General features: G+C 67.0%; 20 protein-coding genes, 1 tRNA gene and 1 pseudogene. 8 read left to right on the top strand and 14 right to left on the bottom strand.

All coding sequences use genetic code 11. The features are described from left to right. Positions 1-8 precede the first annotated feature (8 nt). Positions 9-1,400 (bottom strand): class II 3-deoxy-7-phosphoheptulonate synthase, encoded by a 1,392-nt coding sequence (locus tag AB0280_RS20245; protein ID WP_275182054.1) that lies wholly within the window; start codon positions 1,398-1,400, stop codon positions 9-11. Between the two features lie 98 nt (positions 1,401-1,498). After that, positions 1,499-2,320, bottom strand: a complete 822-nt coding sequence (locus tag AB0280_RS20250) for a lysophospholipid acyltransferase family protein (RefSeq protein WP_366368549.1) — start codon at positions 2,318-2,320, stop codon at positions 1,499-1,501. Between the two features lie 110 nt (positions 2,321-2,430). Between AB0280_RS20250 and AB0280_RS20255 the strand changes: the two genes are divergently transcribed. From AB0280_RS20255 to AB0280_RS20265, 3 genes are read left to right on the top strand one after another with little or no spacing between them, the layout of a single operon-like run. Beyond that, complete coding sequence (locus AB0280_RS20255) at positions 2,431-3,219, top strand: alpha/beta hydrolase (protein WP_366368551.1); 789 nt, start codon at positions 2,431-2,433, stop codon at positions 3,217-3,219. Beyond that, positions 3,216-4,022, top strand: coding sequence for an alpha/beta hydrolase (locus AB0280_RS20260; protein ID WP_307489726.1), 807 nt, complete (start codon positions 3,216-3,218; stop codon positions 4,020-4,022). The genes AB0280_RS20255 and AB0280_RS20260 overlap by 4 nt, the downstream gene beginning before the upstream one ends. Further along, positions 4,009-4,572: a hypothetical protein gene (locus tag AB0280_RS20265; RefSeq protein ID WP_307489729.1), complete on the top strand. Its 564-nt coding sequence runs from the start codon at positions 4,009-4,011 to the stop codon at positions 4,570-4,572. Before AB0280_RS20260 ends, AB0280_RS20265 begins: the two co-directional genes overlap by 14 nt. 28 nt (positions 4,573-4,600) lie before the next feature. On the opposite strand, the gene AB0280_RS20270 is transcribed toward AB0280_RS20265, so the two are convergent. Beyond that, positions 4,601-5,689, bottom strand: coding sequence for an ROK family glucokinase (locus AB0280_RS20270; protein ID WP_307489730.1), 1,089 nt, complete (start codon positions 5,687-5,689; stop codon positions 4,601-4,603). Positions 5,690-5,859: 170 nt separating this feature from the next. Here AB0280_RS20270 and AB0280_RS20275 point away from each other — a divergent pair, with 170 nt between their 5' ends. Together AB0280_RS20275 and AB0280_RS20280 are read left to right on the top strand one after the other, a co-directional pair. After that, on the top strand, positions 5,860-7,668 hold the full coding sequence (locus AB0280_RS20275) for an AMP-dependent synthetase/ligase (RefSeq protein ID WP_159632259.1): 1,809 nt from the start codon (positions 5,860-5,862) through the stop codon (positions 7,666-7,668). Positions 7,669-7,762: 94 nt separating this feature from the next. Then, complete coding sequence (locus AB0280_RS20280) at positions 7,763-8,800, top strand: AAA family ATPase (RefSeq protein ID WP_159632260.1); 1,038 nt, start codon at positions 7,763-7,765, stop codon at positions 8,798-8,800. Positions 8,801-8,954: 154 nt separating this feature from the next. On the opposite strand, the gene AB0280_RS20285 is transcribed toward AB0280_RS20280, so the two are convergent. Further along, positions 8,955-12,353 (bottom strand): pyruvate carboxylase, encoded by a 3,399-nt coding sequence (locus AB0280_RS20285; protein ID WP_307489735.1) that lies wholly within the window; start codon positions 12,351-12,353, stop codon positions 8,955-8,957. A gap of 301 nt (positions 12,354-12,654) precedes the next feature. Between AB0280_RS20285 and AB0280_RS20290 the strand changes: the two genes are divergently transcribed. Beyond that, entirely contained in the window at positions 12,655-13,473 is an 819-nt protein-coding gene (locus AB0280_RS20290; protein WP_159632262.1) for a ParA family protein, read from the top strand. Between the two features lie 100 nt (positions 13,474-13,573). Here AB0280_RS20290 and AB0280_RS20295 read toward each other — a convergent pair whose 3' ends face one another. From AB0280_RS20295 to gcvH, 5 genes are all read right to left on the bottom strand, one after another. Continuing rightward, positions 13,574-14,167 carry a MerR family transcriptional regulator gene (locus AB0280_RS20295; protein ID WP_018763528.1) on the bottom strand — a complete coding sequence of 198 codons (594 nt, stop codon included), beginning with the start codon at positions 14,165-14,167 and terminating at the stop codon, positions 13,574-13,576. Positions 14,168-14,399: 232 nt separating this feature from the next. After that, positions 14,400-14,903: a bifunctional nuclease family protein gene (locus tag AB0280_RS20300; RefSeq protein ID WP_056331728.1), complete on the bottom strand. Its 504-nt coding sequence runs from the start codon at positions 14,901-14,903 to the stop codon at positions 14,400-14,402. Beyond that, positions 14,903-15,619 carry a MerR family transcriptional regulator gene (locus AB0280_RS20305; RefSeq protein WP_018763526.1) on the bottom strand — a complete coding sequence of 239 codons (717 nt, stop codon included), beginning with the start codon at positions 15,617-15,619 and terminating at the stop codon, positions 14,903-14,905. The genes AB0280_RS20300 and AB0280_RS20305 overlap by 1 nt, the downstream gene beginning before the upstream one ends. Before the next feature lie 23 nt (positions 15,620-15,642). Beyond that, positions 15,643-16,119 carry an FHA domain-containing protein gene (locus AB0280_RS20310; protein WP_159632263.1) on the bottom strand — a complete coding sequence of 159 codons (477 nt, stop codon included), beginning with the start codon at positions 16,117-16,119 and terminating at the stop codon, positions 15,643-15,645. 157 nt (positions 16,120-16,276) lie between these two features. Continuing rightward, positions 16,277-16,663: a glycine cleavage system protein GcvH gene (gene gcvH / locus AB0280_RS20315; protein ID WP_159632264.1), complete on the bottom strand. Its 387-nt coding sequence runs from the start codon at positions 16,661-16,663 to the stop codon at positions 16,277-16,279. 167 nt (positions 16,664-16,830) lie between these two features. Here gcvH and AB0280_RS20320 point away from each other — a divergent pair, with 167 nt between their 5' ends. Then, complete coding sequence (locus AB0280_RS20320) at positions 16,831-17,700, top strand: Fpg/Nei family DNA glycosylase (protein WP_307489739.1); 870 nt, start codon at positions 16,831-16,833, stop codon at positions 17,698-17,700. 133 nt (positions 17,701-17,833) lie between these two features. Then, complete coding sequence (locus AB0280_RS20325; protein WP_366368556.1) at positions 17,834-19,279, top strand: polysaccharide deacetylase family protein; 1,446 nt, start codon at positions 17,834-17,836, stop codon at positions 19,277-19,279. A gap of 160 nt (positions 19,280-19,439) precedes the next feature. Here the strand turns inward: AB0280_RS20325 and AB0280_RS20330 are convergent. The 5 genes and pseudogenes from AB0280_RS20330 to AB0280_RS20350 form a co-directional block, all read right to left on the bottom strand. Next, positions 19,440-19,516, bottom strand: a tRNA-Pro gene (locus AB0280_RS20330). 137 nt (positions 19,517-19,653) lie between these two features. After that, complete coding sequence (gene der, locus AB0280_RS20335) at positions 19,654-21,201, bottom strand: ribosome biogenesis GTPase Der (protein ID WP_159632266.1); 1,548 nt, start codon at positions 21,199-21,201, stop codon at positions 19,654-19,656. A gap of 10 nt (positions 21,202-21,211) precedes the next feature. After that, a pseudogene (locus AB0280_RS20340) lies at positions 21,212-21,929 on the bottom strand (lysophospholipid acyltransferase family protein). Next, entirely contained in the window at positions 21,922-22,635 is a 714-nt protein-coding gene (cmk, locus tag AB0280_RS20345) for a (d)CMP kinase (protein WP_159632267.1), read from the bottom strand. The pseudogene AB0280_RS20340 and the gene cmk overlap by 8 nt, the downstream one beginning before the upstream one ends. Continuing rightward, positions 22,635-23,744, bottom strand: coding sequence for a prephenate dehydrogenase (locus AB0280_RS20350; RefSeq protein WP_307489744.1), 1,110 nt, complete (start codon positions 23,742-23,744; stop codon positions 22,635-22,637). The genes cmk and AB0280_RS20350 overlap by 1 nt, the downstream gene beginning before the upstream one ends. Between the last annotated feature and the right edge of the window lie 2 nt (positions 23,745-23,746).

The raw sequence follows: 23,746 nt of genomic DNA on the forward strand, positions 1-23,746 counted from the left end.
CTTGGTTCCTAGTGCTTGGCGAGCGCGCCGGCCACCAGGAAGGCCATTTCGAGTGACTGCATGTGGTTCAGGCGGGGATCGCAGACAGACTCGTAGCGGTCCAGGAACGCATCCTCGTCGATCGGGTCGGCGCCGCCCAGGCACTCGGCGACGTCGTCGCCTGTCATCTCCACGTGCAGGCCGCCCGGTACCGTCCCCAGTCCGTGGTGCACCTCGAAGAACCCGCGCACTTCGTCGATGACGTCGTCGAAGTTCCGCGTCTTGTACCCGTTGGGCGAGGTGACGGTGTTGCCGTGCATCGGGTCGGTGACCCACAGGACCTGCGCCCCGGAGGCGGTGACCTTCTCGACGACGGCCGGCAGCTTTTCGCGGATGTTGCCGGCACCCATGCGGGTGATGAAGGTGAGGCGGCCGGGCTCGCGGTCCGGGTCGAGCTTGTCGATCAGGCGCAGGGCGTCGTCACCGGTGGTGGACGGGCCCAGCTTCACGCCGATGGGGTTGCGTACCCGCGAGAGGAAGTCGACATGGGCGTGGTCCAGTTCCCGGGTACGCTCGCCGATCCAGAGGAAATGGGCTGAGGTGTCGTACGGGAAGCCGGTGCGGGAGTCGATACGGGTCAGCGCGCGTTCGTAATCCAAGAGCAGTGCCTCATGGCTTGCGAAGAACTCCACCCGCTTGAGGGCTTCGAAGTCGGCGCCGCAGGAGTCCATGAACTTGATGGCACGGTCAATATCGCGGGCCAGTGATTCGTAACGGGCGTGGGCCGGGTTTTCGGTAAACCCCTTGTTCCACTGGTGCACGGAGCGCAGGTCCGCGAAACCGCCCTGCGTGAAGGCGCGGATGAGGTTCAGGGTGGAGGCCGACGTGTGGTACGCCCGCAGCATGCGCGCGGCGTCGTGGCCGCGCGACTCGGGGGTGAAGTCGTACCCGTTGACGATGTCGCCGCGGTAGGCAGGCAGGGTCACGCCGTCACGTGTTTCGTCATTGGAGGAGCGCGGCTTGGCGAACTGGCCCGCCATGCGGCCCATCTTGATGACCGGCATCGCGGCACCGTAGGTGAGCACCACCGCCATCTGGAGGATGGTTTTCACACGGGCGCTGATCTTGTCCGCCGTGGCAGCCTCGAAGGTCTCGGCGCAGTCGCCGCCCTGCAGCAGGAACGCCTTGCCCTGGGCAGCGGCAGCCAGCCGCTCGCGAAGCACGTCCACTTCGCCTGCAAACACCAGCGGCGGCAGGACCGACAGTTCCTTCACTGAGGCCTCAAAGACATCCCGGTCCTGCCAGCTGGGCTGCTGGGAGATGGGAAGGTCCCGCCAATGGTCCAGTCCGGGATAGTTGGCCGCTCCGCTCTGGGCGGTGCTGGACAGAGAAAAGGCTGGTTTTGCAGATAGCTCAGTCACCCTCTAAGACTAGCGGCAGGGCGGCAGCGCCGGGCACCGGACCGTCACGCTGCCCGCTGTCCCCGTCACAACTGCCGCGGGGCGGCCGGAAGGTTCCGCTATCCCGCGGCCTCTGTGCGGGCGTCGTCCTCCACACCGGGGCTGCCCGGCGCCGGGCCTGACCCGGAGTCCTGGATGAATCCGTCTCCGGAGGCTGCCGGGGCCGCGAGGGGCTCGGCGGCAGCCCGCGGTTCCTCCGGCTTCCCGGCGAGCCGCAGCTTCACCACGGCCGCATATTCATCCACGTATTCCTGGCCGGAGAGCCGCATCAGCCGGGACATGATCTCGTCCGTGACCTGGCGCTGGACCGTGCGGTCCTCGGCCTGCTCCCGGTACTGGCTGAAATCCAGCGGTTCGCCGAAGATCATGCCGATCCTGCGGATGTTGGGCAGGCGCTTGCCGATGGGCTGGACCTTGTCAGTGCCGATCATGGCGACGGGGATCACGGGGACCCCGGCCTGGAGCGCCAGCCGTGCCACGCCTACCTTGCCGCGGTACAACCGTCCGTCGGGGCTTCGCGTGCCCTCCGGGTAGATGCCCAGCAGGCCGCCGGCGCTGAGTACTTCCATCCCTGCGTTCAGGGACGCGGCGGAGGCAGCGCCCCCGGAGCGGTCCATGGGCAATTGGTTGGTGAGGCGGAAGAACGCGGCCGTGAGCCTGCCCTTGATGCCGGTTCCCGTGAAGTACTCCGACTTGGCGAGGAAGACCACAGGGCGCCGCACCATGAGCGGCATGAAGATGGAGTCGGAGAACGACAGGTGGTTGGAGGCGATGATGGCGGCCCCCTGCGCCGGAATGTTGTCCAGGCCCTTGACCCAGGGCCTGAAGAGCAGCTTGATCACCGGACCGAGGAAGATCCTTTTCATGACCCAATAGAACACGTGGTGAACCTCTCCGGAAGGCAGCCCCAGGCCCTGCGTCGGGCCTGGCCAGCGATTCAATGCAACCCTACTCTAGTGAGATTTGGCTGGAACAGTGACACGATGGAGTCATGACTGAAAGCAGCCCCCCGTCCCGTCCGGCCGCTTTCAGTTATCCGGGCCACGGCGCCAACGCCCGCACCGGGGTGGCCATTTGCCACGGTTTCACGGGCAGTCCCCTGAGTGTCATGCCGTGGGCACAGCACCTCGCGGACCTCGGATACGCCGTATCCGTCCCGCTTCTGCCGGGGCACGGAACAGACTGGCGCCAGCTCGCGCTGACCGGCTGGCAGGACTGGTACCGCAGCTATGAAAAGGCCCTCCTCGAGCTGGCGGCCCGGACGGATTCCTGTTTTACGGCGGGCCTGTCGATGGGCGGTGCGATTGCCCTCCTCGCAGCATCCCGCCACCAGGTGGCAGGCGTCAGCGTGGTTAACCCGGGCCTGAGCTTCTATGACCGCCGGGTACGGATCATCGGCCTCCTCAAATACTTCCAGCGGACCACGGTCCCCATCCAGGAGGAGCAGACCGGGGCGCCGGCGACGAACGATGGCGATTACTCCCTGACGCCGCTCGCGGCAGTGCATGAGCTCAAGAAACTGTTCGGTGCAACCGTGCGGGCGCTGCCCGGTGTCGACGCCCCGGTCCAGGTCTTCAAGTCGCGTACCGACGCCGTGGTCCCGCCCACATCGCTGGCCCTGCTGCGGAAGGGGTTGGGCGCGAACCTCACCGACGTGGTGGACCTTGCCAGCAGCGGCCATGTGGCTACTCTGGACGTTGACGCGCCCGCGATCTTCGCCAGGTCCGGAGAATTCGTCGCCGCCCACGCCCGCCGTACCAGTCCCTTGGAGACGCCATGACCTCCGGTCCGGACCACAGCCCGTTCACCAGCCCCTTCAGCGGCGAAGGATCCCGCACGGGGGTGGTCCTGTCCCACGGCTTCACGGGAAGCCCCCATGGCCTGCGCGCCTGGGCCACGGCGTTCGCCGCAGCCGGTTTCGCCGTCCGCATGCCGCTGCTGCCCGGCCATGGGACCACGTGGCAGGACCTGGCCCGCACCCGCTGGCAGCAGTGGCACGGCGCCCTGGATGACGCCTTCCTGGAGCTGGACGCCGAGTGCGACCAGGTCTTCGCAGCCGGCCTGAGCATGGGCGGGGCGCTGGCCCTGCGCATTGCCGCCACCCGGCCCGTCGCGGGGGTGATCCTGGTGAACCCCGGCCTGGTGATTGACGATCCCCGCGCGCCCTTGGCAGGGATCCTGAAGCTGGTGCTCAAGAGCACCCCGTCCATCGGCAATGACATCCTCAAGGCAGGGATGGATGAGGGTGCTTATGCGCGCACACCCGTGGCCGCTGCGCACGAACTGAACAAGATGTTCAGGGACACCGTCCGGCTCCTGCCACGGGTCACCGCACCCGTGCAGGTCTACCGCTCCGCCGTGGACCACGTGGTGTCGGATGCCAGCATGGACGCCCTCCGGCGCGGACTGACGCACGCTCCGCTGGAAGTGGTGCGGCTGGAGAACAGCTACCACGTCGCGACCCTGGACAACGACGCCGACCGCATCTTTGAGGGGTCTGTTGAGTTCATCCGGCGCGTCCTGCAGGATGCGCCGGCCGGCCCTGCGCGGCCCGGACAGGAGGTCCGCAGTGAACAGGCCTGACTCCGACCAGCCGGACCAGGGCGCCAACCAGGACGACTCCGTCTGGCTGGACCTGGTGGCAAGGCTGGAATCGGACACCGTGGCGATCCGCCCCGATTCCGCCGCCCCCGCCCCCGGGGAACATTTGCCCACGGGTCCGGTGGCTGCTGCGCCGGAACCCCCCGCGCAACCAACGTTCCGCGACTTCGATCCCCTGGGACTGGCGGGAACTCCTCCCGCCGAAATGTCCGCGGCCGAACGTCAGGCGCGGCCCGGGAATGGCGCGGACGGGCCCGGCGAGGGTCCCAGGGACTATGACGTGGACGACGACGGCGAAGAGTTCGTGCCGGAGGAACCGCCCAGCCTGGCCGGCACCGACCCCCTGACCATGCTCGCCTGGCTCGGGGCCGTCGGCGGACCCGTCGCACTGCTGCTCTCAGCCATGTTCTGGCGGTCAGCACCCCTGCTGGCCATCGTTGGCATCGTTGCGGTGTTCGTGCTGGCCACGGTGTACCTGATCATGAAGCTGCCCCAGGAAAAGAACGGCGACGACGACGGCGCCAGGGTCTAGCTCCCCGGCGGCCGCACCGCCGTCGTCCTCAGCTGCGGACGCGGCTGCTGACGCGGGAAAGGTCGGCAGCTCCGATGAGCCCCGCGTTGGGGCCCAGGGCCGCCAGCTCGATCCCTGCAGCCGGGCGGAATCCGCGCCCCGTCAGGTTCCGTGCGAAGGCCTTGCGGGCCGGTTCCACCAGCAGGTCGCCCGCTGAGCACAGGCCGCCGCCGATAACGAACAGCCCCGGGTCCAGGGCCGCTGCCAGGTTGGCCAGCCCGAGGCCCAGCCATTCGCCGACCTCCTCGATCAGCTCCCGCGAAGCGGGGTCGCCGGCGAGCGCCAGTTCGGTCACGATGGCTCCGGTGATCGCTTCCGGATGTCCCCCCACGGCCGCCAGCAGGTCCTGGGCCATCGGTGAGTTGGACCGTGCCAGGAGCCGGGCTTCCCGTCCCAGGGCGTTGCCCGAAGCGTACTGTTCCCAGCAGCCTCGGTTGCCGCATTCGCAGCGGTGGCCGCCCGGCATGATGATCTGGTGGCCAAACTCGCCTGCCACGCCAAAGCGGCCGCGTTCCACCCTGCCGTCCATCACCATGGCGCCGCCGATGCCGGTACCCAGCGTGATGCAGACCAGCCGGTCCTCCCCATGCCCGGCGCCGAAGCGCCACTCCGCCCATGCTGCGGCATCGGCGTCGTTGGTCAGGAGCACCGGCCGGCGGAGGAGCCGCTGGAGGTTGTCACGCAGCGGCTCATTGCGCCAGGCCAGGTGCGGGCTGAAAAGGACGGTTCCCCCGGCAAGGTCCATCCAGCCGGCTGCGCCGATGCCCACTGACCAGATGCGGTGCCCCCGGCCGAGTTCCTCCACCAGTTCGACAATGACCTGCTCCACTGCCCGCGGGTCCGTTCCGGGGGTGGAGCGGCGGGCCTCGCTGAGGATCCGTCCTTCGGCGTCCACCACGCCGGCAGCGACCTTGGTTCCCCCGATGTCGATTCCGATGGCCAGTCCCTTGCGGCCCAGGCGGAGGTGCCCGCCGGCGCCGCCATGGAGCTGTCCGGCACGGTGGGTGGCGGGACGGCGGCGCCACGGAGTTGGTCTTTTCAGGGGGCCGGCCTGATCGCCGGGCAACGGTCCGTACATAGTCCACCATTCTAGGCGGGCGGAAACATTGTCTTGACATACAGCCCTTCACAGCGCCCATTGACGGCTAAGTTACTCGCCAGTAGGTTTGTGTACTGCACTGTTCCGCCCGGGGTACTAGTCTTTAGGCAAACCCCCTGCGCGGGACTTCAGATATCAAAGGAGCTATAGTGCGCGAATTCAGTGTTCCGCCCCTGGTTGTTGTCCCGCCCGAAACCAACATCACTGACCTGGTGCTGCGGCAGGCGGCCAAGCCCAGCAACCCGGCACTGTTTTCCCGCCTGGACGCCTCGGGTGCGTGGCGCAACGTGTCGGCCACCGAATTCCTGGCCGACGTCAAGGCGTTGGCCAAGGGGCTGATGGCCAGTGGAGTCGGCGCCGGTGACCGTGTGGGCATCATGTCCCGTACCCGCTACGAGTGGTCTCTCGTGGACTTTTCCATCTGGTTCGCAGGAGCGGTCTCGGTCCCCATCTATGAAACCTCCTCCCCTTCCCAGGTGGCCTGGAACCTGGGCGACTCCGGCGCGGTGGCCGCGTTCGGCGAGTCCGCCCAGCACGAGAACGTTATCCGCCAGGCCGTCACCGCCGAAGGCCTGACGGACGTGCAGCACGTGTGGCAGCTTGAGGGCCAGGGCCTGGACAGCCTCCGGGAAGCAGGCCGCGGCGTCAGCGACGAGGACCTCGAGTCCCGCCGCAAAGCTGCGGGACTGCGGGACGTCGCCACCATCATCTACACCTCCGGAACCACGGGACGCCCCAAGGGCTGTGAGCTGACGCACGGCAACTTCGTGGAACTCTCGGACAATGCCCTGGGCATCATCGGCGAAATTGTCCACGAGCATGCCAAGACCATCATGTTCCTGCCGCTGGCCCACGTGTTTGCCCGGTACATCTCGGTACTGGCGATGGCAGCCGGAACCACGGTGGCCCACACCCCGGACATCAAGAACCTCCTGGCGGACCTGCAAAGTTACGAACCGACGTTCATCCTCGCGGTGCCCAGGGTCTTCGAGAAGGTCTACAACTCCGCGCTGACCAAGGCCGAGGACGGCGGCAAGGGCGCCATCTTCCACCGGGCCGCCGAGACTGCCATCGCCTTCTCGAAGGCGCGGCAGGACGGACGGGTGGGGCTGGGCCTGAAGCTGCGGCACGCGTTGTTCGACAAGCTGGTCTACGGCAAGCTGCGGGCTGCCATGGGTGGACATGTTGCCCATGCCGTGTCCGGTGGCGGCCCCCTGGGCGAGCGGCTGGGCCACTTCTTCCAGGGCATCGGCCTGCAGGTGCTGGAGGGATACGGGCTCACCGAAACCACCGCGCCCATCACGGTGAACACCCCGTCCCGGATCAAGATCGGTTCCGTGGGCAAGCCCCTCCCGGGCAACTCCGTCAAGATTGCCGACGACGGCGAGATCCTGGCTAAGGGAGTCTGCGTCATGCGCGGCTACTACGGGCGGGACGACCTCACCGCGGAGGCGTTCACGGATGGCTGGTTCCATACCGGGGACATCGGCAAGCTGGATGACGACGGTTTCGTCTGGATCACCGGCCGCAAAAAGGAAATCATCGTTACCGCCGGCGGCAAGAACGTCATCCCGGCCCTGCTGGAGGACCAGATCCGTGCCGACGCCCTGGTATCGCAGGTTCTCGTGGTGGGCGACAACAGGCCCTTCATCGGGGCCCTGGTAACCCTGGACCAGGAAGCCCTGCCGGGCTGGCTCCAGCGCCACGGCCTTCCGGCGGACACCACCCTGGAGCAGGCAGCGGCCAATCCAGTGGTTAAGGCAGCAGTGCAGGACCTCATTACCGCGGCAAATTCGTCGGTCTCCCAGGCCGAAGCCATCAAGTCCTTCCGCATCGTCCCGGCCGACTTCACCGAAGCCTCCGGGCACCTCACGCCGTCAATGAAGGTCAAAAGGTCACAGGTCATGAAGGACTTCGAAAGCGTAATCGAGGAAATGTACTCCGCCCCGCGCTCCTGAGGCCGGTAACACGAAAGGGTCCTCCCATGGCGGGAGGACCCTTTCCTGTTCCACGGACCACCCCTGGTTCGGCATCGGGTACTACAGTGGTTGCATGGCTGCCAGCCGCAAACCGCTCGATGACCTGCGCGAAACCATCGGACACCTCGCCGATCAGCTCAAGCTGCCCGGCGGTTCGGAGCGCGTGGACGACCTCGTGGGCGATCTCATGGGGGCCAGGCCCGGGCCGGCCCGGCCGCTGTCCGAAGTGCAGGCCGAACTCGACGCGCTGGTCGGACTGGAAACCGTGAAGGAACAGGTGCGGGCCCTCGTCGCACTGCTCCAGGTCCAGGCACGCCGTAAGGCGCACGGCCTGCCGGAGGTTGCCACATCACAGCACCTGGTGTTCCTGGGAAACCCGGGCACGGGCAAAACCACCGTGGCCCGGCTCCTGGCCGAGATGTACCGCGCGGTCGGCCTGCTGCAGAAAGGCCACCTGGTGGAGGTGGACCGTTCGGGCCTGGTGGGGCAGTACGTCGGCCAGACCGCCATCAAGACGGACCGGGTGATCCGGCGCGCGCTGGACGGTGTCCTGTTCATCGATGAGGCCTACGCGCTGGCCCCTGAGGACGGCCGGATGGACTTCGGCCCGGAGGCGATCGAGGTCCTGCTCAAGCGGATGGAGGACCACCGCCACCGCCTGGTGGTGATTGTGGCAGGGTATCCGGCGCTGATGGAGTCCTTCCTGCTCTCGAACCCCGGGCTGCGCTCCCGGTTCGCCCGTGAGATCACCTTCCCCGATTACTCGGTGGACGCGCTCCAGACGATCTTCCACCAGATGCTGGCCCAGCACGAGTACATGCTGGAGCCGGGTGCGGACCAGATGCTGCGCCGCATCTTCACCGGGCTCCATGCGGGCGAGGACTCCGGCAACGCGCGGTTCGCCCGCACACTGTTCGAGCAGGCACTCAACCGCCAGGCGCTGCGGCTCTCGCTGGACGAGGAACAAAGCCTCGACGCCCTCGATCGTGAAGCCGTCATGACCCTCACCGCGGACGACATCGTCCAGGCCGCGCTGGCCCTCGGCGAGGAGCCGGAGCCTGAACCGGCGCCGGAACCGGAGCAGCCACGCTGGTGGCGCTGGCTGGCCTGACCGGACCACTGCGGCTTCCCACTGTTCCCGGCATGGCGGACTTCCCGTCTCCACGCAAAAAACTGCTCCCCGAAGGCCGGAACTGAATTCATCAGTCCAACTTCCGGGGAGCAGTTCACGAAAGGGAGGACCCTTTCGCCGTCTCCGGTGAAGCCTACTGGTCGATGACCAGCAGCAGGTCTCCGCCCTGGACCTGTTCCACGGCGGAGATGGCGAGGCGGGACACCTTGCCGGCTACCGGCGTCGTAATGGACGCTTCCATCTTCATTGCCTCGATGGTGGCCACGGTGTCTCCGGCCTTGACCGTCTCCCCCGGCTTGACGGTGACGGTGACGGCACCGGCGAAGGGGGCGGCCACCTGGCCGGGCTGCGCGGGATCGGCCTTCTCAGCGGCCTTGACGTTGCTCACCACGGAACGGTCGCGCACCACCACGGGACGGGACTGGCCGTTCAGGGTGCACATGACGGTGCGCATGCCCTTCTCGTCCGGCTCCGACACGGCCTCCAGGGAGGCGATCAACCGTACGCCGCGTTCCAGCTGGATTTCGTGCTCGGTTCCGCGCTGGAGGCCGTAAAGGTAATCACGGGTATCCAGCACCGAGATGTTGCCGTACGTCTCCACGCTCTTCAGGTAGTCCTTGGTGGGCCCGTCGAAAAGCAGCCGGTTCAGTGTGTACTGCCGGGTCTTGGAGTCGGACTTGAGCGCTGCGCTGTCCTCGGCGCTGAGCTCGACGTCGCGGACCTTGACGCTCCTGCCCTGCAGGGCCTTCGTGCGGAAGGGTTCCGGCCAGCCTCCGGGAGGATCGCCGAGCTCGCCGGACAGGAAACCGATGACGGAATCGGGGATGTCGTAGTTCTGCGGGTTGGCCTCGAAGTCGGCGGGGTCCGCGTTGAGTCCCACGAGGTGCAGGGCGAGGTCGCCCACCACTTTGGAGGACGGCGTCACCTTGACCAGGTGGCCAAGGATCCGGTCCGCTGCCGTGTACATGTCCTCGATCGCTTCGAACCGCTCCCCCAGGCCCAGGGCCATGGCCTGCTGGCGCAGGTTGGAGAGCTGCCCGCCGGGGATCTCGTGCTTGTACACGCGGCCGGTGGGGCCGGGCAGGCCGGACTCGAACGGCGCGTAGACGCGGCGGACGGCCTCCCAGTACGGCTCGAGCGAGCTGACGGCGTCCAGGCTGAGGCCGGTGTCCCGGGGCGTGTGGGCCAGCGCAGCAACAAGGGCCGACGCCGACACCTGGCTGGTGGTGCCGGCCAGGGATGCGGAAGCCACGTCCACGGCATCCACACCGGCGTCGACAGCCGCCAGGAGCGTAGCCAGCTGGCCGCCTGCGGTGTCGTGGGTGTGCAGGTGGACGGGCAGGTCGAAGCGTTCACGCAGCGCCGCGACGAGCTTGGCGGCGGCAGCGGGCCGAAGCAGCCCGGCCATGTCCTTGATGGCCAGGATGTGGGCGCCGGCGTCGACAATCTTCTGTGCCAGCCCCAGGTAGTAGTCCAGGGTGTAGAGCTTCTCTTCCGGATCCAGCATGTCGCCGGTGTAGCAAAGCGCCACCTCTGCGACGGCGGTTCCGGTGGCCCGGACCGCGCGGATGGCAGGAGCCATCTGGTTGACGTCGTTCAGGGCGTCGAAGATGCGGAAGATGTCAATGCCCGTGGCGGCAGCCTCGTTGACGAAAGCTTCGGTCACTTCTTCGGGGTAAGGGGTGTAGCCCACGGTGTTGCGGCCGCGCAGCAGCATCTGGATGCAGACGTTGGGCATGGCCTTGCGCAGTGCGGCGAGCCGGTCCCAGGGGTCCTCGCCCAGGAAGCGCAGTGCCACGTCATAGGTGGCGCCGCCCCAGGCCTCGACGGACAGCAACTGCGGCATGAGGGCCGTAACGGCGGGGCCGGCGGCGACGAGGTCGCGGGTGCGGACACGCGTGGCCAGCAGGGACTGGTGCGCGTCACGGAAGGTGGTGTCGGTGACGGCAACGGCATTCTGCTCACGCAGTGCCTTCGCGAAGCCCTCCGGGCCCAGCTCAAGAAGCTTCTGGCGTGAACCGGGCCCTGCCTGCATGTCCTTGACGTCGGGCAGCTTGTGGGCCGGGTCAGAATGCACGGCCAGGTCGCCGTTGGGCTTGTTGACGGTGACGTCGGCCAGCCAGGTCAAGAGCTTGGTGCCGCGGTCGGCCGAGACGCGGGCCTTGAGCAGTTCCGGGCGCTGGTCGATGAAGTTCGTGGCCACATCCCCGGCGATGAAGTCCGGGTCATCCAGCACAGCCTGGAGGAAGGGGATGTTCGTGGAGACGCCGCGGATGCGGAACTCCGCAAGTGCCCGGCGGGCGCGGGCAACCGCGGCGGGGTAATCCCTGCCGCGGCAGGTGAGCTTGACCAGCATTGAGTCGAAGTGGGGGCTGATCTCGGCACCGGAGTAGACCGTGCCGCCGTCCAGGCGGACACCGGCACCGCCTGCCGAACGGTATCCGGTGATCTTTCCGACGTCCGGGCGGAAACCATTTGCGGGGTCCTCGGTGGTGATGCGGCTCTGCAAGGCGGCGCCGCGAAGCCTGACCGTGTCCTGGGAGAGGCCAAGATCGGCCAGCGTCTCACCGGAGGCAATCCGCATCTGAGCCTGGACCAGGTCCACGTCCGTGACTTCCTCGGTGACCGTGTGCTCCACCTGGATGCGCGGGTTCATTTCGATGAAGACGTGCTGGCCCGCCCGCTCGCCCTCGGTGTCCACCAGGAACTCGACAGTACCGGCGTTGACGTACTTCAGTGCCTGCGCGAACTTCACGGCATCCCGGTACAGGGCCTGGCGGATGCTGTCGTCCAGGTTCGGGGCAGGAGCGATCTCGATGACCTTCTGGTGCCTCCGCTGGATGGAGCAGTCACGCTCGAAGAGGTGCATAACGTTGCCCTCGGCGTCCGCGAGGATCTGCACTTCGATGTGCCGCGGGCGAAGGACCGCCTGCTCCAGGAACATGGTGGGATCACCGAACGCAGCATCGGCTTCGCGCATGGCCGACTTCAGGGCTTCCGGCAGTGCCTCGCGGGTGTCCACCCGCCGCATGCCGCGGCCGCCGCCGCCGGCCACGGCCTTGGCGAAAATGGGGAATCCGATCTCATCGGCGGCGGCCAGGAGCTCATCCAGGTCCTTGGACGGCTCGCTGGACTTCAGGACCGGCACCCCGGCCTCCCGGGCCGCCTTCAGGGCCGCCACCTTGTTGCCGGCGAGCTCAAGCACCTCGGCGGGCGGACCCACGAAAGTGATGCCGGCTTCCTTTGCCGCACGTGCCAGTTCCGGGTTCTCGGAGAGGAAACCGTAGCCCGGGTAGATGGCGTCTGCGCCGGACTCCTTCGCGACGCGCACCACCTCCGCCACGTCCAGGTATGCCCGGACGGGATGTCCTTCCTCGCCAATCAGGTAGGCCTCGTCCGCTTTCTGGCGGTGGATCGAGTTACGGTCCTCTTGGGGAAAAACGGCAACGGTCTTAGCGCCCAGCTCGTAGCCGGCGCGGAAGGCCCTGATCGCGATTTCGCCGCGGTTGGCCACCAGAACTTTGGAAAACATACTTCTCCTGCATCATTGCGGGTGGATCGATGAGTGGTCACAGTGTCTAGGACCTGCAAGGACAAACACAAATCTTTGTGGCCACGGTCACAGATTTTCCCGTCATGTCCCGAACGCTTTCAGCCTGACTGGCGGAAACCGCCCCGGCAGCACAGTCGGTGCCATGCCGACGCCCGATAAAGCAGGATTCGCCGACGCATCAACATATGATGAGTAGGGCGGCAGGACCGTCCGGCTTCGGCTCTGCCGAGGCAAACATTACCCCCAACACGGCATCCGGCGTTAGGTTTTGGTCTCTCAAGTGCAAGTAGTCAGCATCAGCAGCCTCAAGGGTGGAGTCGGCAAGACTTCCGTCACCACAGGATTGGCGTCTGCGGCGCTGGCCGCAGGAGTACGCACGCTGGTGGTGGACCTGGATCCGCACGCCGACGCCACCACCGCCCTAGGCGTGCAGCCGGGTGACCAGCTGGATATCGGCAGGATGCTGAAGAGCCCGCGCCGGGCGAAGCTGGCTGAGAACGTGGTGCGGAGCAGCTGGGCCGACCGCGCCCCCTCCAACGGTTCCAGGCCCGCCGTCCTGGATGTCGCCGTCGGCTCCGCCTACACCGGTATCTACGACCGGCCGGACCTTGGCCGCCGCGATCTCCGGCGGCTTTCCGCCGTGCTCGCCGGCGCCGCGGACTACCAGCTGGTCCTGGTCGACTGCCCGCCCTCGCTCAATGGCCTGACGCGCATGGCCTGGGCGGCCAGTGACAAAGTGGCCCTGGTGGCCGAGCCGGGCCTGTTCTCTGTTGCCGGTACCGAACGCACCATGCGGGCCATCCAGCTGTTCAAGCAGGAGTTTGCGCCCAATCTTTCGCCGGCAGGGATCGTTGCCAACCGGGTCCGGAGCGGTTCCTCCGAGCACACCTACCGGCTTGCGGAGATGGAGTCCATGTTCGGCGAACTCCTGCTGAGCCCGCGCATTCCTGAGCAGGCCAACTGGCAGCAGATCCAGGGCGCAGCCCACCCCGTCCACCATTGGCCGGGTGATTCGGCAAAGTCCGCGGCCGGTTTGTTTGACGACCTGCTGTCCAACCTGATGACGGCCGGCAGCGGCCTCCGCAGCCGCGCCCGCTGACCGGGACGTTCCGCAGGCCGCAGAAACCACAGCGCTTAAACGGATAAGGGGCCGCCCTCCAGCTGGAGGGCGGCCCCTGATTCGTATGGGTGCGGGTGGGTCAGCTGATCTTCCGCGCTGCCCGGCGCTTGCTCAGTTCGTCGTCCGGAAAGGACTGTTCGGCGGCGTGCTCGCTGGGCAGCGATGCGAGGCTGCCCTCGACCTCGCGCCATACGCGTCCCACTGCGATGCCGAACACGCCCTGGCCGCCCTGCACCAGGTCAATGACCTCATCGGCGGAGGTGCACTCGTAGACGCTGGCGCCGTCGCTCATGAGCGTAATCTGTGCCAGGTCCTCAACGCCGCGCTCCCGCAGGTGTTCCACGGCGGTGCGGATCTGCTGGAGGGAAACTCCGGTGTCCAGGAGCCTTTTGACCACTTTGAGGACCAGGATGTCGCGGAATCCGTAGAGCCGCTGCGAGCCTGAGCCGGCGGCGCCGCGGACGGCCGGTTCGACGAGTCCGGTGCGGGCCCAGTAATCGAGCTGGCGGTAGGTGATGCCTGCGGCCTTGCAGGCAGTGGGGCCACGGTAGCCGGCGTCTTCATCCAGTACCGGCAGGTCTTCGGTGAACAGGAGGCCTTGGGCACCACTCACGGGCACAGCAACACCAGCCGTGGGCTGTTTAAGCCCGCCTGCTTCGCCTTTGGGACTCACCTGGATCCTCCTTGTCGTACGCTCCCCCGGAACTGATACAGCATCCTTGGCATGAAGACCATGGGTGTAATTTCTCCGCGGGGCGCACTTTCCAGTGTGACTTGCGCGGCTGCCGTAAGCAAGGGAACTTGATACTTCGACGTTAGGCCCGGCGGGTCCCGAGGTCAAAGACCTCGGGGGCTTCGAAGAGGCGTGTCGAAACTTTCAGCCTTAACTTTAACCTAACGTGACCTTAGCCGTCGAAGTCCTCTGGTTCCACGTCGTCCAGGAATTCACGGAAACGCCGCAGTTCGCGCTCCTCGTCCACGGTGGGGCCCGGCTCGGCGTCTTCCCCCTCGTCGTGCTCTGTAATGCGGACGCCTGCCTCGTCCATTACGGAATCGGCACACCAGATCCGGCACTTGGCGCGCAGCGCAACCGCCAGCGCGTCCGAGGCGCGCGAGCTCACAGTGGTGCCGTTCTCGAACTGCAGCTGCCCGTAGAAGATGTTGTCCTCCACGGCCACGATGTTGACGCTGACCACGGAGTGGCCCAGCGACTCCACCACGTCCACCAGGAGATCGTGGGTCATGGGCCGGGGCGGGACCACGCCCTGCTGGGCCAGGGCGATGGCGCTGGCTTCCGGGGTGCCAATCCAAATGGGAACGTGGCGTTCGCCGTGCATCTCTTTGAGCAGGACCAGCGGCTGGTTGGAAGGCAGTTCGATGCGAACGCCTACAATCTCGACTTCGATCATCAGATGTCCATGCGTGAGATGTGGTCCTGCACCAGGGCCCGGTGCAGGGTGAGGCAAAGATCGCTGATCTCGCGGGCCGCCTCTGCCGCGCGTGCCTGGGATGCCGAGTCCTTGCGTGAGGCAAGGGGCGCGACAGCGCGTTCCACCAGGCCGAATTCCCGTTCGGCTGCTGCCTGGAAGGGCCTCAGGTGCCGTGGTTCCAGGCCGTGGCTTTCCAGCTGGACGCAGGCGCGGGCCACCTGGAGGGCGTGCTCGTCGAACTGGCCGTTGCTGTGGCTGATGAGGCCGAAGCTCAGGAGCGACTGCAGCAGGGGTACGCTGGCGCCGGACTCTGTACGGAGCTGCTCCTCGCTCAGCTTGCGGCCACGGTTCTGCAGTTCGGCGGCCAGTTCATCGGAGACAATGCGGGGGGAAACCACGACGCCGGGGGGCAGGTTCTCCGGCCGCTCTCCCCTGTCGATGGCGTCAAGGTAGTCCTTGATCACTTTCAGGGGCAGGTACTGGTCCCGCTGCAGGGCCAGCACGAACCGCAGCCGCTCCACGTCGCCATCCGAGTACTGCCGGTAGCCGGCGGGGGTGCGCCGCGGGTTGATCAGCCCTTTTTCCTCCAGGAAGCGGATCTTCGACGCGGTCATGCCCGGGAAGTCGGCGCTCAGCTGGGCGAGGACTTCACCAATGTTCAGGACCTGGGGGCCCCGGCGTTCCGGTTGTGCCATTGCCACAGGCAGCGGTCCCCGGTTCAGCTGCGGCCTGCAGCCGTGGCAGGGCTCAGGTAGAAGGTGAGGCGGAACTTGCCGATCTGGACTTCGCTGCCGGACTTCAGCTCCACGCTGTCCACGCGGTCATGGTTGACGTACGTGCCATTGAGGCTGTTCTTGTCCACCACTTCGAAGCTGCGGGCGGTGCGCCGGAACTCCACGTGGCGCCGCGATACCGTGACGTCGTCCAGGAAGATGTCGGCGTCGGGGTGGCGCCCCGCGGTGGTCACATCCGAATCCAGGAGGAACCGGGCACCGGCGTTCGGGCCGCTGTGGGCAACGAGCAACGCCGAGCCGGCAGGCAGGGCCTCCACCGAGTTGCGCTCTTCCGAGGACAGCTTGGGCGCGATGATGGGTTCGTCAGTGACGGGGGTGAGATGGATCGAGGTGGTCTCCGACGACCTAGCCGCACCCGTGCCGTATTCCCCATCGGCAGGGTTGTGTCTGTGGCCAGCCATGGATTCCTCCTCTTAGACGTTGCGGGCACTCAACCCACAACCAACGGTTAGTCTCCGGTCCTGTCCGGCAGGTCCGGCGCCGGCTCCCGATCCGGGCTCTGACGTGCGCAGACGCCATGCCCGCGACGCGGGGCCGGACCGGAAATACCGGTTAGCTTTAGCCTACCTGTTGTTCGTACTCGGATGCACTGAGCAAAGACTCAACGGCGTCAGGTTCGGCCAGTTTGATCTCGATGAGCCAGCCGTCGCCGTAGGGATCGGTGTTGATCAGGGCCGAATCGCTGTCCAGGGAGTCGTTGCGGGCCACGACTTCGCCGGAAACGGGTGCGTAGATGTCGCTCACGCTCTTGGTGGACTCAACCTCACCCACCACTTCGTTTGCCGTAATCTTCGTGCCGACCTCGGGCATCTGGGCGTAGACGACGTCTCCGAGCGCGTCCTGGGCAAAATCCGTGATTCCCACGCGGACCACGCCGTCGGCATTCGGGGCGGTAACCCACTCGTGTTCGGCGGTGTAGGACAGGTCTTCGGGAATGTTGCTCATGGGGGGCCTTTCATCGGGGTACGCGCCAATGTCACAAGGGGCCCGGAAATCGGGCCGCCGCTGAAAGTATAGGCATAACTGCCGGGGCCGGCACGGGCCTTTCTGACAAGATGGAACCCATGAGTGCAAGCACCGGTGCAGCATCTTTGGGGAAGGTGGGGTAGGCCATGCCGGAACTGCCGGAAGTCGCAGGCCTGGCCGCGTTCCTTGATGAACAGCTGCGTGGCTGCGTGGTCACCAAACTGCAGGTTGTCTCCTTTGCCGTGCTCAAGACGGCCGATCCTCCCTATAACGCGGTCGAGGGCCGTACCGTGTCCGGCGTCCGGCGGTTCGGGAAGTTCATCAGCATCGATACCGACGGCATTTCCCTGGTGTTCCATCTGGCACGGGCCGGCTGGGTGCGCTTCACGGACTCCCCCGCCGACAGCCAGCTCCGGATGGGCAAGGGCCTCATCGCGGTCCGGTGCGCTTTCTCCGGGCCGGATGGTCCGCGCGGGCTGGACCTGACGGAAGCGGGCACCAAGAAGAGCCTGGCTGTCTACGTGGTGCGTGATCCGCAGGAGGTGCCGGGCATCGCCTCGCTGGGCCCGGACCCCTTCACGGAGGCGTTCGACGCCGGCATGCTGGCTGAGATCCTGGCCGGCAGTTCGCAGCAGATCAAGGGCCTCCTGCGCAGCCAGAGCGTCATCGCGGGGATCGGCAACGCTTACAGCGACGAGATCCTGCACGCGGCCCGCATCTCGCCCTTCGCCATCGCGAAGTCACTGGACCGGGAGACCGTACAGGTGCTGTACGACGCCATCCACAGCGTACTGGGCGAAGCGCTGGCGGAAGCGGCCGGCAAGCCGCCCAAGGATCTCAAGGACGTCAAACGCAGCCATATGCGGGTCCACGCCCGTGCCGGCCAACCCTGCCCGGTCTGCGGCGACACCGTCCGTGAGGTGTCGTTTGCGGATACCGCACTGCAATACTGCCCCACCTGCCAGACCAAGGGCAAGATCCTGGCTGACCGGCGCACGTCCAAGTTCCTGAAGTAGGAAGATCAGGCACCCGGGGCGTTGCACGGCCTGCCCGGGCAGATTCGGGACTTCCGGTCCTGCCCGGACACGCCCCCGGGGCGTAGCGTCTTGATCAAGGCTTGCATGTCTCGGTCAGTACGAAGGGGTCACAATGCGCCGGTCCCGACCCGCCGTCCTCGGAATGGCCTTGGTCCTCGCCCTCGGCGGTGGCCTCGGCGGTACGGCTCTGGGTCCGCCCGCGGCCACGGCGTCAGCGGCAGCCTCGCAGCGGAGCGTTGCGGCGTCGGCAGCGGTCCAGCAGGTTGGCGACGACGCGATCGTCCAGCACTATGAGCAGCTCGGCGGCGGCGCATCGTTCCTCGGAGCGCCCGTCGGCACCCCATACGACATCGCTGGGGGCCGCGCCCAAAACTACGCCGGCGGCACGATCTACTGGAGCCCCGCCACCGGAGCCCACGAAACACACGGCTCAATCGGCGGACACTACGCAGAACTCGGCGGCCCGGCCGGCTTCCTCGGCTTCCCCCTCACCGACGAAACCGCCACCCCAGGCGCCGCCGGCCGCTACAACACCTTCGCCGGCGGCACCATCTACTGGAGCCCCGCCACCGGAGCCCACGAAATACACGGCTCAATCGGCGGACACTACGCAGAACTCGGCGGCCCGGCCGGCTTCCTCGGCTTCCCCCTCACCGACGAAACCGCCACCCCAGACGGAGTTGGCAGGTTCAATCACTTCGCCGGGGGCTCGATGTACTGGAGCCCCGCCACCGGAGCCCACGAGGTGCATGGAGCCATCCGCGCCCAGTGGACGGCACTCGGTTGGGAGCACAGCAGGCTCGGCTACCCGACCAGCGACGAGTATGGCATCACGGGCGGCCGCCGCAGCGACTTCCAGCACGGTTCGATCCTGTGGCATGAGGCCAGCAGCAGGATTGAGGTCATCTACACCAGCATCCCATCAGCGCTCCTGGGCGTGGACCTCGAGCGGATTCCGACCACGCAGAAGGTTGTCGCACTCACGTTCGACGCCGGCGCCAACGACGCCGGCCTGCGATCGATCCTCAGCACCCTCACAGCCAACGGGGTCCCCGGCACATTCTTCCTCACCGGAAACTGGGTCAACCAGTTCCCCTCCGACCCGGCCCTGATCTACAACGCGGGGAATCGAATCGGCAACCACTCCATGACCCACCCGGACTTCACCACCCTGACCGACGCCCAGATCGCGGCCGAGATCGGTGGCGCGCAGAGGGCCATCGAGGCCGCAGGAGGCGACCCGCTCCCGTTCTTCCGCTTCCCGTTCGGCGCCCGCGATTCGCGCACGATCGCCGACGTCAACGGCGCCGGCTACGCGGCGGTCCGGTGGACCGTCGACACCCTTGGCTGGCAAGGCACTATGAACGGAACACGCGGCCCGGACTTTATCGTCCAGCGCGTCATGGCTTCCGCGCAGCCCGGTGAGATCGTCCTGATGCACCTCGGCTCGAACCCGGACGACGGCTCAACGCTCGACGCAGCGGCCCTCCCCCAGGTGATCTCCCAGCTCCGGGCGGCCGGCTACGGCTTCGTCACCCTCGACGCGGCCCTCGGCTGACTGTCCACCATGCCCTGCACCACCCAGGACACCCCCAACCGGACAATTCACCCCCGGCTCCCGGGGTGATGTGTCCACGTGAGGGTGCGCAGCCGGGAATGACCATGAAACCCAAAAAAGCGGAAAGCGCCGGAGAAATTCTCCGGCGCTTTCCGCTTTTTGGTCGGGCTGACAGGATTTGAACCTGCGACCCCTTGACCCCCAGTCAAGTGCGCTACCAAGCTGCGCTACAGCCCGCTGGTTCCGCCGTTCTCCGCTGAACTCAAATCCGAAGATTTTCATCAGCAGTCCGGCCGAACCACCTAGAAGAGCTTACACGATCCGGAGGGGTGCCAGTGACACTTTCCGGTGATCAGCCCCAAGGTGTGTCGCAATTAACGCTTCCGGCCACGCTTCTCGCGGACGCGCATGCTCACCTCGATGGGCGTGCCCTCGAATCCGAAGGTCTCGCGCAGGCGCCGCGTGATGAAGCGGCGGTACCCGGGATCCAGGAACCCGGTGGTGAACAGCACGAACTTCGGCGGACGGCTGGAGGCCTGGGTGCCGAAGAGGATGCGGGGCTGCTTGCCGCCGCGGACCGGGTGCGGATGTGCGGCAACGAGTTCACCCAGGAAGGCGTTGAGGCGCCCGGTGGGGATACGCCGGTCCCAGTTCTCCAGTGCCAGGTCCAGGGCCGGGACCAAGCGGTCCTTGTGCCAGCCGGTCTTTGCCGAGATGTTGACCCGCGGCGCCCAGTCAACGTGTGCCAGGTCCTGTTCGATTTCGCGCTCCAGGTAGCGGCGGCGTTCGTCGTCGAGCAGGTCCCACTTGTTGAAGGCCAGGACAAGGGCGCGGCCGGACTCGATGGCCAGCTGGAGGATGCGGACGTCCTGTTCGCTGAGGACCTCGTCCACGGCGAGGAGCACGACGGCGACCTCCGCCTTCTCGAGCGCGGCCTGCGTCCGGAGCGAGGCATAGTAGTCCGCGCCCTGTGCCATGTGCTGGCGGCGGCGGATGCCGGCGGTGTCCACGAAGCGCCAGGTGCGGCCGCCGAGTTCGATGAATTCGTCCACCGGATCACGGGTGGTGCCGGCGGTGTTGTCCACCACCACGCGTTCGGATCCGGCGAGCTTGTTCAGCAGCGAGGACTTGCCCACGTTCGGGCGGCCGATCAGGGCGATACGCCGCGGACCGCCGGAGCGTTCCACGCCTTCAACGGTGGAAAACTCGGGCAGGACATCCATGACGTGGTCCAGGAGGTCGGCCACCCCGCGGCCATGCAGGGCCGACACCGGGTAGGGCTCGCCGAAGCCAAGGCCCCAGAGTGCTGCGCTGTCGGCTTCCTGGGCAAAGTCGTCCACTTTGTTGGCCACCATGATGACCGGCTTCTTGCTGCGGCGCAGCATCTTCATGACGCCTTCGTCCGTGGCGGTGGCGCCGACGGCGGAGTCCACCACGAACAGGACGGCGTCAGCGAGTTCCACGGCCATCTCGGCCTGCTCCGCGACCCTGGCGTGGATGCCGCGGGCGTCGTGTTCCCATCCCCCGGTGTCCACCAGGGTGAAGTTGCGTCCGTTCCAGTTCGCGGAGTACATCACGCGGTCGCGGGTTACGCCGGGAGTATCCTCCACGACCGCTTCGCGGCGGCCCAGGATACGGTTCACCAGGGTGGACTTGCCCACGTTCGGACGTCCGATAATGGCCAGGACGGGGTCCAGCTTGAGGGGACCTTCGAGGTCCTCGTCGCCGTACTCGCCGCTCAGCAGGGCGGCGTCGTCCTCGTCCAGCTCGTAGTCCTCCAGGCCGGCCCGGAGGGAGGCGGCGCGGAGCTCGGCCTCGTCGTCCCCAATCGCCGCCAGGCGCTCTGCAACCTGGTCGGTGCCGGTGGGGGTGTATTCGTCGTCGGCGCCGGAGTGCCCGGAAGCCTGGGTGGTGTCGCTCATTGCACTGTCCTTAGTGGTCATCTGCCGGCGTCCCCGGCTACTGCTGTCAAGTCTTTGTGGTCAGCGAAGGGCAGGGTCTGCCCGCTGAGTTGAATGGTGTCCTGGACGTGCCCTGCCAGCGCTGCACGGATGTCCTGCGCGGCCCTGTCCATTGAAGCACGGCCAGTTTCGCCGGCGCGGCGGGCCAGGGTCAGGGCCGATCCGAAGCTGACGTGGAAGCGCCGCCCGGGCCGTGGGACGAAGTCCAGGTGCTCATCGCCCTGGCGGGTGCCCAGGATGGCTACCGGCACCACGGGGGCTCCGGAATTCAGCGCCAGCCAGGCCACGCCGCCGTTGATGTCCGCGGCTGCGCCGCTCCCCCGCGTCCCTTCCGGAAGAATCCCTACGCAGCGCCCGGCGTCGAGCACGTCCTTGCAGCGCTGCAGCGCTGCGCGGTCACCGCGGCGGTCCACGGGCAGCTGCCCGGACGCGGTAAGCACGCGGCCCAGGAAACCTTTGAACATCTCCTGCTTCACCAGGATGTGCATCGGCCGCGGCGCGGCGCCAAACATCACCGGCCCGTCAAGGAAGCTGATGTGGTTGCCTGCGAAGATCACCGGTCCGCCGGTGGGGACATTGGTCCTGCCGGTCACGGTGGTCCGGTAGACCAGGTGGTCAAGGATCCAGCCCACCGGCCTGCTCCATGCCGTGGTCAGCCCGGACGGCAGGCCGGCCCCGGCGTCAGTCACGGTTCAGGACCTTGGTGACGATGACGAGGGCGGCATCCACGGTCTGTTCGAAGTCGAGGTCCGAGGAGTCCAGCGTCACCACCCCGGAAGCGGCTTGCGTGAAGTTCACCACGGTGGAGTCCTTGGCATCGCGGTGCGTGACCTGGGCTGCCAGTTGCTCGGCGTTCTGGGTACCGCCCAGCTGGATGCCCCGCCGGCGCAGGCGGGCTTCCTCGCTGGCGGTGAGGAGCATGCGCACCTCGGCGCCGGGCGCGACGACGGTGGTGATGTCCCTGCCTTCCACCACCATCCGGCGGTGGTGCTTTTCGATCAGGTCCCGCTGCCGCCGGATCAGTTCGGTCCGGGCGCCCAGGGTGGTGGCGACGGCACTGACGGCGGAGGAGATGGCCGGCTCACGGATGGCGTCGGTGACGTCCACGCCGCCCACCCGGACATATTCCTCCATGGGACTGGTGCTCAGTTCCAGGACGAAGTCCCTGGATGCCTGCTCCACCGCCGCGCCGTCCTCAAGGTCGATGCCTTCGGTCACGCAGTACCAGGTCAGGGCACGGTACATGGCGCCGGTGTCCAGGTAGGCCAGCCGGAGCCTGCGCGCAACTTCCTTGCTCACGCTGGATTTTCCGGAGCCTGAAGGCCCATCGATGGCAACCACCAGCGGCCGGCCGATGCGCAGGGCGCGCATGGATTCGAGGAGTTCCTGTGTCATTACTGAAGTACCCGCCATCCGCGGTCGTTGAGAGCTTCGATCAAGTGGTCGTGCTTGTTCGGCAACACGGAGATTTCCACCATACCCACGTTTTGGCCCGACGAGTGGTCAAGCCGCATGTCCTCCAGGTTGACGCCGATCTCCCCGATCTCGGTGAGCAGCCGGGCGATCTGGCCAGGCTTGTCATCCACCAGGACGGTAAGCCACGCGTAAGCCTGCGGCGGACCACCGTGTTTCCCGGGGATCCGCGCCTGGCCGGCGTTGCCCTCGCTGATCAGCTGCGCGAGGTCCAGCCGGGCCCCGGGTGCGGTGGGGTTCTCCAGGGTTCCAATCAACCGGTTCAGGTCGTCCCGGACACCGTAGAGGATCTCCACCACCTTGTCCGCGTTGCCGCCGAGGATCTGGACCCACAGGGTGGGGTCGCTGGCCGCGATCCTGGTGACGTCACGCAGTCCGTTGCCTGCCAGGGACAACGCGTGCAGAGGAGTTCCCTGCAGCCGGCTGGCCAGCAGTGAGGACATCACCTGGGGCAGGTGCGAGACCAGTGCCACGGCTTCGTCGTGTTCGTCCGCCGTGAACTGCGAGACGACGGCCCCCAGGTCCGAGGCGAGCGAGCGGGCCACCTGCAGAGCGGCACCGGACGTTTCCTCGGACGGGCAGAGCACCCAGGGCATGGAGGTGAAAAGCTCGCCGCGCGCCGCTACGGGGCCGGACTTTTCGCGGCCCGCCATGGGGTGGGTCCCCACGTAGCGGGACAGGTCGACGCCCGATTCCCGCAGCCGGGCCAGGATGTCCGCCTTCACGCTGGCGATGTCGATGACCACAGCGTCCGGGTAGTTGGACAGCGCGGCAAGGACGACGTCGGCCGTGACGTCCGGCGGGGCGGCCACCACCACCAGCTGCGGCGCTGTATCGCCCAGTTCCGGCAGCGGGCGGCCGGCACCGATGTCCACGGCCACCGCCTGGTTGGTGGGCGACGGGTCCGAGAGGAACACGGGTACGCCGCGCCCCCGCAGGCCCAGCCCAATGCTGGTGCCCAGCAGCCCGGTGCCGATGACCACCACCGGGCCATCCAGGTGGCCGCGGCCCTGGCTTTTGAACGCGGACATGC

It is taken from the genome of Pseudarthrobacter sp. 902506025, from assembly GCF_040702325.1.
Lineage (GTDB): Bacteria > Actinomycetota > Actinomycetes > Actinomycetales > Micrococcaceae > Arthrobacter.

Bases quoted from the DNA above. Each gene is read 5' to 3' on its own strand.
- cmk (WP_159632267.1), bottom strand. From the start codon at position 22,635: ATGACACAGGAACTCCTCGAATCCATGCGCGCCCTGCGCATCGGCCGG.
- AB0280_RS20285 (WP_307489735.1), bottom strand. From the start codon at position 12,353: ATGTTTTCCAAAGTTCTGGTGGCCAACCGCGGCGAAATCGCGATCAGG.
- AB0280_RS20280 (WP_159632260.1), top strand. From the start codon at position 7,763: ATGGCTGCCAGCCGCAAACCGCTCGATGACCTGCGCGAAACCATCGGA.
- AB0280_RS20270 (WP_307489730.1), bottom strand. From the start codon at position 5,689: ATGTACGGACCGTTGCCCGGCGATCAGGCCGGCCCCCTGAAAAGACCA.
- AB0280_RS20325 (WP_366368556.1), top strand. From the start codon at position 17,834: ATGCGCCGGTCCCGACCCGCCGTCCTCGGAATGGCCTTGGTCCTCGCC.
- gcvH (WP_159632264.1), bottom strand. From the start codon at position 16,663: ATGAGCAACATTCCCGAAGACCTGTCCTACACCGCCGAACACGAGTGG.
- AB0280_RS20350 (WP_307489744.1), bottom strand. From the start codon at position 23,744: ATGTCCGCGTTCAAAAGCCAGGGCCGCGGCCACCTGGATGGCCCGGTG.
- AB0280_RS20305 (WP_018763526.1), bottom strand. From the start codon at position 15,619: ATGGCACAACCGGAACGCCGGGGCCCCCAGGTCCTGAACATTGGTGAA.
- AB0280_RS20300 (WP_056331728.1), bottom strand. From the start codon at position 14,903: ATGATCGAAGTCGAGATTGTAGGCGTTCGCATCGAACTGCCTTCCAAC.
- AB0280_RS20255 (WP_366368551.1), top strand. From the start codon at position 2,431: ATGACTGAAAGCAGCCCCCCGTCCCGTCCGGCCGCTTTCAGTTATCCG.
- AB0280_RS20260 (WP_307489726.1), top strand. From the start codon at position 3,216: ATGACCTCCGGTCCGGACCACAGCCCGTTCACCAGCCCCTTCAGCGGC.
- der (WP_159632266.1), bottom strand. From the start codon at position 21,201: ATGAGCGACACCACCCAGGCTTCCGGGCACTCCGGCGCCGACGACGAA.
- AB0280_RS20310 (WP_159632263.1), bottom strand. From the start codon at position 16,119: ATGGCTGGCCACAGACACAACCCTGCCGATGGGGAATACGGCACGGGT.
- AB0280_RS20320 (WP_307489739.1), top strand. From the start codon at position 16,831: ATGCCGGAACTGCCGGAAGTCGCAGGCCTGGCCGCGTTCCTTGATGAA.